The sequence below is a fragment of the Geminicoccus flavidas genome, from assembly GCF_009806515.1.
GTDB lineage: Bacteria > Pseudomonadota > Alphaproteobacteria > Geminicoccales > Geminicoccaceae > Geminicoccus > Geminicoccus flavidus.
This window is the reverse complement of sequence record NZ_WUJP01000061.1, coordinates 1-3,759: the sequence shown is the minus strand read 5'-3', so window position 1 is coordinate 3,759 and position 3,759 is coordinate 1. Positions and strand designations below refer to the sequence as shown.

General features: G+C 65.5%; 3 protein-coding genes and 3 pseudogenes. 4 read left to right on the top strand and 2 right to left on the bottom strand.

Annotated elements, in window-relative coordinates:
- The 4 genes and pseudogenes from EQG76_RS01660 to EQG76_RS01645 form a co-directional block, all read left to right on the top strand.
- On the top strand, positions 1-626 hold a 626-nt coding region (locus tag EQG76_RS01660; protein WP_159710025.1), incomplete at its 5' end, for a glycosyltransferase family 4 protein.
- A gap of 352 nt (positions 627-978) precedes the next feature.
- The gene (locus tag EQG76_RS01655; RefSeq protein ID WP_159710023.1) at positions 979-1,938 is read left to right on the top strand and encodes a glycosyltransferase family 2 protein; all 960 of its coding nucleotides are present in this window, start codon (positions 979-981) and stop codon (positions 1,936-1,938) included.
- A 198-nt stretch (positions 1,939-2,136) separates the two neighbouring features.
- Positions 2,137-2,385 (top strand): transposase, encoded by a 249-nt coding sequence (locus EQG76_RS01650; protein ID WP_200840473.1) that lies wholly within the window; start codon positions 2,137-2,139, stop codon positions 2,383-2,385.
- A pseudogene (locus tag EQG76_RS01645) lies at positions 2,385-2,507 on the top strand (IS5/IS1182 family transposase); the annotation flags it as partial. The gene EQG76_RS01650 and the pseudogene EQG76_RS01645, both read left to right, overlap by 1 nt.
- A gap of 9 nt (positions 2,508-2,516) precedes the next feature.
- On the opposite strand, the pseudogene EQG76_RS01640 reads toward EQG76_RS01645, so the two are convergent.
- Together EQG76_RS01640 and EQG76_RS32010 are read right to left on the bottom strand one after the other, a co-directional pair.
- A pseudogene (locus EQG76_RS01640) lies at positions 2,517-2,732 on the bottom strand (IS630 family transposase); the annotation flags it as partial.
- A gap of 29 nt (positions 2,733-2,761) precedes the next feature.
- Positions 2,762-3,688, bottom strand: a pseudogene (locus EQG76_RS32010) (hypothetical protein); the annotation flags it as partial.
- Between the last annotated feature and the right edge of the window lie 71 nt (positions 3,689-3,759).

The window sequence follows — 3,759 nt, the reverse complement described above, 5'->3', positions numbered from 1 at the left end:
CGCACGTCCTGCTCGAGGCCTTCGCCGAGTTGGCGCCGGCATATCCCGAGCTCACCTTGGACCTGGTGGGGCCGGTGGGCCTCCTGCCCTTGTGCCACGCCCGGCTGATGGCTAAACGTGAGCCGGCGATGGCGGATGCGGTGCGCCGCTTCTATGGCAGCGGCATCCAGGGTCTGGCCGCGCAATTCATCCGCCCTGGCAAGACGTTGCAGGCCCGTCTTCTGGCACTGGTTTCGCCGGAGTTCCACCCGCGGATCCGGTTCGTCGGGCCGCTGCCCCATGACCGCTTGGCCGCAGCTTATGCCACGGCCGACCTGCTGGCGCAGCCATCGGTATGCCGGGAAGGGTTCGGCCTGCCGGTGGCGGAAGCGATGGCGCAGGGCTTGCCGGTGGTGGCCGCTGGCCATGGGGGGCTGCTGGACCTGGTGCAGCCCGGCCGCACCGGCCGGCTGGTGGCGCCGGGCGATCCCCGGGCGCTGGCAGAGGCCATCCGCGACCTGATCGACGATCCGGCCAGAGCAATGGCTTTCGGCCTGGCCGGACGGGAACTGGCACTGCAGCGTTTCACCTGGCGACATGCCGCCCAGCGCCTGCTGGACGTCTACCAACGCCTCGAGCTGCCTTGACATGTCGCCGCAGGCGGGCATCGGATAATTCACCAGCCACAACAAGCAATTGCCGAAAAACTCTCATGCATCGGTTGCATGAACGGCTCCTGCCGCAGACCTCAATGCGCGCTACGCCTCGTCATTCCCGTTGAACGGCTCCGGCGGAAGCGGGATGATCCGCGGTGCGGTCCCAGCCGATTCCCAGGCAGCGGCCGCCGCGATTTTTCGCCGAGGATGGAGCATCTTGCGTGCACTGTGCTCATTTGGTTCGGCAACTAGTGACCGTCCGGATTGAGCAAGCCCCGAGCAACCGGCCGACGGCTCCGGCAGGGCGCGGTCGGCGAACGCATTTCACGACAGGTGTTGTAGAATGACGATCCCAAGCACCGGCCAGCCCCTGGTGAGCATCGGCGTCCCTGTGTTCAATGGCGAGAACTATGTGGAGCAGGCGCTGGGCTCGGTGCTCGCCCAGACCATGGGCGACTTCGAGATCGTCGTCTCCGACAACGCGTCCACCGACCGGACCAGCATGATCTGCCAGGACCTGGCGGCCACGGACCGGCGCATCCGCTATTACCGCAACGAGCGCAACCTCGGTGCCGGCGCCAACTACAACCTGGCGTTCGCGAAGAGCCGCGGCACCTACTTCAAGTGGCTGGCCCACGACGACCGGATCAAGCCCGGCTACCTCGCTGCGACGGTGGCGACCCTCGACCAGGCGCCCGATGCGGTGCTGTGCAACACGGTGGTCGACTACATCAACGGCCAGGGCAAGCACATCGCCTTCTATGACAGCGGACTCAGCGGCGCCGACCACCCGCGCCCCTCACACCGCTTCGCCACCATGATCCTGATGTCGCATTCCTGCGTCGACTTCTTCGGCCTGTGCCGCCGCGCCACGCTGGTCGATTCGATGCTGCACGGCCCCTTCCACGGCGCGGACCGGGCATTCCTCGCCCAGATGGCCCTGCGTGGCCGGCTCTTGCAGGTGAAGGAGCCGCTGGTGGAGATGCGCGAGCACGACCAGCGCTACACCCGCGCCAAGCAGGACGCCAAGGGCCGCGCCGCCTGGCACGACGCGGCCAAGGCCAAGGCCCGCAGCCTGCCGACCTGGCGCCTCTACCGCGAATATGTCGATCTGGTCGCGAAGGAGCGCCTGGCGCCCGCGGAGCGCACCGCCTGCCGCCTAGCCCTGCTGCGCTGGTGGATCGTCAACTGGAACTCGATCCGCGCCAGCGTGGACATCGGCGCGCTCGCCTGGCCACGCCTGCCCCACCACGCGGAGATGGTGAAGATCCGCCTGTTCGGCAAGGCGCCCGGCCACTTCTGAGCCGGGTACCCTATGGTCGTGGCATCGGCATTGCCATCCGGCCTTCCGGCAAAGCGCTCCGCCGGCAGATCACGAGCTGCAGAACTCGCTGGACCGGATCGACATTCAGAACCCGTTTGAGAATGGGTTGCTGGGCTGGAACGGCTGTGGTGGAAGCTCGGGATGTGGACCCGAGGAAGCCGTGGCCGGATGGCATAGATTGCCCGCAAGACCAAGCGTCATCCTACTGTTCTGACGGACGAGGAGGGGCGGCGCATTGAGTCGCTGCTGCCGCAAGTCCCCAGGCGCGGGCGCGGACCCAGGACCGACTTGCGCGAGGTGCTGAACGCGATCCGCTACATGGCGCGCAGCGGCGGTGGCTGGCGGATGCTGCCCAAGGACTTCCCCCTTGGTCACCGTGTATTGGTGGTTCCGGCGGTTTGTACGCCTGCTCTTGTTCCGCACTGATCGAGCGGCTGTTCGGCCGGCTCAAGAACTGGCGCCGCATCGCCACCCGCAACGACCGCCTCGCCCGGAACTATCTGGCTGCCCTCGCACTCGTCGCCATCGCTTCAGCCTGGGCTGAATGAGTTCCCTACCTAGTGGTGTGAGTTAGAGATTCGTTGGCAGAAGCGAGCGACGCTGGCGAGGATGGTATCAGCGCTCTTGGTCCAGACGAATGGTTTTGGATCTTGGTTCGCTTGCTCGATGTAGCGTTGGATCGCCTCCTCCAACGCCTGAGTGCTGGTGAACACGCCGCGCTCGAGCCGGCGCCGGGTCAGCAGAGCGAACCAGCACTCGACCAGGTTGGGCCATCAATAGCCGGCAGGCCATTGATCCGAATTATCGCCCGGTTCATCCGCTCAGCCTGACCATTCATCCATCGATGGCCAGCAGGCCGTCGATCCGCTTCCTCCAACGAGCGCGGGCAGGAGCCTGCGGAAGGGGATGGCAGGGCTTCGTGAGGCGATGTTCGCTGCCATCGCTGTGCGATCCCCCGGAGGGAGCAGCGGCACAGCCGCTGCACGGCGCGTCGCACGTGCGGTCGATGATATGCCCGCCGAAGAAGGCCTTGATCTCGGGATAGCGGCCGCGGTTCTTGGGCAGGTCGGCAAAGGCCATCCCGTTGTCAGTGAGCACGGTGTGCAGGCGGTAGGGGAATGCGGCGACGACCTCGCGGAGGAACACGGTGCCGTTGGCCTTCGTGTTGGCGTCCAAAAGGCGATGTGAACGAACTTCGACACGTGGTCGCCTCCCGGTCCTGCTGGACCGGTTCCTTTGAGGAGACGAATCAGCTGGCTGCCGACGGCTGATGGCCGGGAACATGAACAGCTTGCCTGGGCCGGGCGCAGTTCGCAGACGTTGATATGGACGTAGCCGATCTTCGTCTCGGCAAACTGCCTGCGCTTGGAGATTTTCTCCTCGTCCTTTGGCGGCGGAGATGCCGTGCCGCTGCAGGCAGCGGTGTAGAGCGATGCGGGATAGCCGAGGGATGGTCTCGCGTAGGCAGCCCAGGACGTCGTCGAGTGGCAGGAGGGCGCGCCGCCGGAACTCGACGATGATGGCTCCTCGGCATTAGTCAGGACAGAGCTGCGTGGCCGGCTCGGTCCCATGGGAGCATCGACAATGGACCTACGTCGACGCCACTTGGCTACATTCTTCGGGTTCAGCCATAGCGGGTGACCAGGGTACGGGTCACTTCTTGCGACGCTTGGAGCTCGGCTCGAACACACGGCGTCGTGCGGGCTGAGCTGTAAAGACCTGCTACCATAGTGCATCCTCCCTGACACGGAACAATGCACCATGAGACCGTACAATTAGGAGGCTTACGGACCCGAAAGG

Excerpts from the sequence above, each read along its gene's own strand:
- EQG76_RS01655 (WP_159710023.1), top strand. The coding sequence starts at position 979 with ATGACGATCCCAAGCACCGGCCAGCCCCTGGTGAGCATCGGCGTCCCT.